The sequence below is a fragment of the uncultured Gimesia sp. genome, from assembly GCF_937919775.1.
Taxonomy (GTDB): domain Bacteria; phylum Planctomycetota; class Planctomycetia; order Planctomycetales; family Planctomycetaceae; genus Gimesia.
In genome coordinates, this window is the sequence record NZ_CALFPF010000475.1 from 1 (window position 1) to 3,782 (window position 3,782).

Below are 3,782 nucleotides of genomic sequence, written 5' to 3' on the forward strand. Positions count from 1 at the left end.
GTATAAACGCATTCTGCTTTGTCATTCAAGATCCAGAACAGATCGCGGGCCGCATCGTAACACATGCCTGAAAAATTAAGCTGTTCCGCATCAAGCTTGTTAGCGGCGAATCCGTTTCGTTCATCCAGATGATCAACGGCCGTGATCCGGTCCAGTCGGGCAGTGATTGCAATCAGCAGGCCCGGGTTCGCCTGCTTGAGCAGCAAGATCTCAGAACGCAGCGGATCAAAGGTGATGCCCTCCAGCCCTTTGTTCTCGACGGCTTCGAAGTACTCGGCGATGGCGCAAAATCCTTCCAGGTCTTTCAGCTTGCGCGCCGCAATTTGAGCTCCGGTCTGCGGATCATAGACGATGATCTTGCTGGCATCTTCATCCACCACACAGACGCGCCCCTCCGCATCGAAGGTGATCCCTTCCAGACCCCGGTTGTCGATCTCCAGCGTCGACAACGGTTCCCCTTCCGTGCTGATACGAAACAGCCGACGGCTTTCATCACAGACTGTCCAGAGCGAACCATCGGGAGCCAACGCCAGCCCGGAAGGTTCGGTAAGCCCTTCGCTTTCCCGCCGGATGGAGCACGCGGATTCAAATTCCAGTGCCAGCATGTTTGACATTCAACAGAACCTTTCTGCGGGGAGTGATTTCAATGCGCCAGACGTCCGGCAAGGCGGCTCAACTTCCATCATACACAAGTCTCACGAATTGGCATTCCGATTCAGGCCCAAAACAGAATCTTAGACTCTGGGGCATTTAGGTGAAATAAACGGGCATAATTGGCACTGTGTCAGTAAAAAAACATAATACCGGCTCTGTCAGGAACGGTAAATGAACACATCAAATGCCGAGTTGCTGTAAAGCCGTTGAAGTTTGCAGGACGATAAAAAGGAAAACATTCCGATTCGTTTTGTGGTCAGTTTGATCACACTTTCCGGAGAAAGATCTTTGGAAAATTACGAAAGCCCACCGTCACCTATTGTCATCACGGATTGAGTTTGAGATTCAGATGAAACTGATTCGCCTGTTTTTGATCGCCCTGCTGCTGCAGCCATGCCCTGTCTGCTGGGCGCATGGATTCGCCGCGACGGGTGAAGTCGAACACAGTGAAACGGAAGCGTCTGTTTCGGCTCCCGCCTGCTGCTGTCGCTGTTCACAATCGCGACCGGCGCCAGAAACGCATCTGACACAACGGCACGATGAACATCACAATTGCCCCTGTATCTGTCATGCTTCCGAGATCGTATTTGCCCAGACAACGCCCGCGGTTCACCTGCGTGGCATCACGGTGCCACTGAGTGTCGTCGTTGATCCCTGTTGTCTCACAGCGTTCACTGCAGCCGCGAAAAACAGTGGCGCTGATTCTGCCAACCTGCCGATTGCGGTACCGTTGCGCCTATAGAATTTTCTTTTGGGACGCGCTCATCCGTTGTCTGACCGGCTTACGTCAGAAACCGCTTTTCACTCCCCTGTTTTCTCTGTTGGTATGCAGATTGCATTGAGATACCGGTTCCACAGATTTGTATTCTGTCGACTCGGACGCTGGGGAAGATGGTCTGATTTTAACGTTGTTACGAATCAGGTAAACAAGGCATTTTTCGCGTAAACCCGACGAAGAGGAACGACCACAATCAGTTATCACGGGCCGCCACGGTCCCGTAAGTGACTCGTCCTCAGAATCACACATTGAAAAAAATACAATTCATTCATACAAAAATAAAGGAGTCACGTTTCATGGTCATGCTTTCAAAAACAGGTTCATTCCAGCGAAAAGGATGGGCACTTTTAATCGTTGGTGCCATTGTTATCACAGGCACCACTGTTGGCACCGCGCAGGAAGTTCAGCGGGTTGCCTCGCTCAGTAAGGTCGAAACATCTCGGGCTGCCGCGTCGAAGCAGAACAAATATACGTTCATCATGTTCTGGAAGGATCAGGACGACGCGACAAAAGCAATGTGGAACAATCTGCAACAGAATCTGGCAGGCAAAACAGACACGACTACTTTTGTCGCCGTCAACACCAACGATCCTGCTGAAGAAAATCTGGTCAAAGAATACGGCGTGTCGCGGGCACCGATGCCTTTGACACTGGCGATCGCACCAAACGGCGCGATCACCGGATCGTTCGTGAAACAGATCAACGCCGACTACATTCAGCAGTCGTTCGTCTCACCGGCCAAGTCGCGTTGCATGCTGACATTGCAGAGCCGCAAAATGGTTCTGTTGTGCGTAAACCCGGGCGCAAAATCGGGAATGCCACAAGGCGTGCAGAATTTTAAAGCGATCCCCTGTTATAAGGATGTCGTCGAAGTCGTTTCCGTCTCAGCAGGCGAGTCAGCAGAGACTTCATTCCTGCAGGAACTGGAAGTGGCACCGCAGAACGATCAGACGACTGTCGTATTCATGGCGCCTCCCGGTGTGATGGTCGGCAAGTTCAATGGCAGTGTGACCCAGGAACAGTTGATTGCGGAATTGAAGAAAGCCGGTAAGAGTTGCGGCGTCGATGGCTGCAAACACTGTAAAGAATAAGACACGGCAAATATCAATTCACACCAGATAAGGAGGATTCTCTCATGACCATGAGATCAATCATATGGAAGGAACTGCGGGAACGTCCCACCGCGATGATTGCCAGCCTACTGGCAATCGTGTTGAGTGTGACCGCTTTGGTGGCCATTCGCAACGTGACGATTTTCTCGGAAAAAGAAGTCGCCGGCAAGCTGGATAAGCTCGGCGCGAACGTGCTGATCTTACCAAAAGGGGTGACGCTGCAGGATTATTATTCCGCAGACATGCACGCCGAAACCATTCCGGAAGAGCATGTCGCTGAGCTGGCGCTGTCCGGTTTAACGGGCGTCGAAGCCATCTCCCCCAAGCTCTGCGTGCCGACCACGGTCGACGGGCGGAAAGTGATTCTGACGGGCATTCTTCCTCAAGCCGAGATCCAGAAAATGGCATCGTGGCAGGGGGGCATGCTCTTCAAGAAACACGATGGCTGCAAAGCGAAGATCAACGTTGCTGATGAGAAATCGGATGCACCGGAAGCATTGGCGGAACGGCGTTCATTGCAGGATCTGGGCGAAAGCGAAGTCATTCTCGGCGCCGACTACGCCGCCGCGAATGGTCTGAAACCCGGCGATTCCTTAGAACTGCTGGGGGAGAAATTCGCTGTGCTGACTACACTGCCTGCGACCGGAACCGTCGATGACGGACGCGTGTTTGCGCATTTGCATACGGTGCAGCGGCTCTCGAAATCGGGTGAGGTTGTCAACATCATTGAGGTCGTGGGTTGTTGTGAAGATGTCGCCAACGGTCTGGTAGGTAAGCTGGAAACGATGCTGCCCGGCACCAAGGTGGTCACGATTGCGAATGTGGTGCAGACGCAGATTTCGATCAACCGGATGATGACCAATCTGTCGTATCTGTTCCTGGCAATTCTGGTCGCGGTCGGCGGCGCGAGTATGGCCAGCGCCAGTTTTGCGAATGTGATCGAACGTCGTCGGGAAATCGGCACGTTAATGGCGCTGGGGGCAACTCCCCGCTTCGTCACGCAGCTCTTCCTGGCGAAGGCGGTCCTGCTTGGTCTGGCAGGTGGACTGGCAGGTTATATCGTGGGCAGTGTGCTCGCCATGTTCCTCGGGCCCGCGTTTGCAGACGTTTCGGTGCTGCCAATTCCCAGTCTGGCGCTGCTGGCCTCAGCGACGGCAGTACTCGTCACATTGATCGCCAGTTATTTTCCCGCGCGTCAGGCGGCCAATCTCGATCCCTGTATTTGCTTCAAGGAGGTC

At 53.3% G+C, this 3,782-nt stretch carries 4 protein-coding genes; 3 read left to right on the forward strand and 1 reads right to left on the reverse strand.

All coding sequences use genetic code 11. The annotated features are described in order from the left end of the window. Positions 1-614, reverse strand: a 614-nt coding sequence (locus tag Q0294_RS13565; protein ID WP_299466248.1) for an SdiA-regulated domain-containing protein, incomplete at its 3' end; no start/stop codon positions are given. A gap of 389 nt (positions 615-1,003) precedes the next feature. Between Q0294_RS13565 and Q0294_RS13570 the strand changes: the two genes are divergently transcribed. The 3 genes from Q0294_RS13570 to Q0294_RS13580 form a co-directional block, all read left to right on the forward strand. Further along, positions 1,004-1,396 carry a hypothetical protein gene (locus Q0294_RS13570; RefSeq protein ID WP_299466251.1) on the forward strand — a complete coding sequence of 131 codons (393 nt, stop codon included), beginning with the start codon at positions 1,004-1,006 and terminating at the stop codon, positions 1,394-1,396. Positions 1,397-1,728: 332 nt separating this feature from the next. Continuing rightward, the gene (locus Q0294_RS13575) at positions 1,729-2,523 is read left to right on the forward strand and encodes a hypothetical protein (RefSeq protein WP_299466254.1); all 795 of its coding nucleotides are present in this window, start codon (positions 1,729-1,731) and stop codon (positions 2,521-2,523) included. Positions 2,524-2,573: 50 nt separating this feature from the next. After that, a partial coding sequence (locus tag Q0294_RS13580) for an FtsX-like permease family protein (RefSeq protein ID WP_299466257.1) occupies positions 2,574-3,782 on the forward strand: 1,209 nt, incomplete at its 3' end.

Bases quoted from the DNA above. Each gene is read 5' to 3' on its own strand.
- Q0294_RS13570 (WP_299466251.1), top strand. From the start codon at position 1,004: ATGAAACTGATTCGCCTGTTTTTGATCGCCCTGCTGCTGCAGCCATGC.
- Q0294_RS13575 (WP_299466254.1), top strand. From the start codon at position 1,729: ATGGTCATGCTTTCAAAAACAGGTTCATTCCAGCGAAAAGGATGGGCA.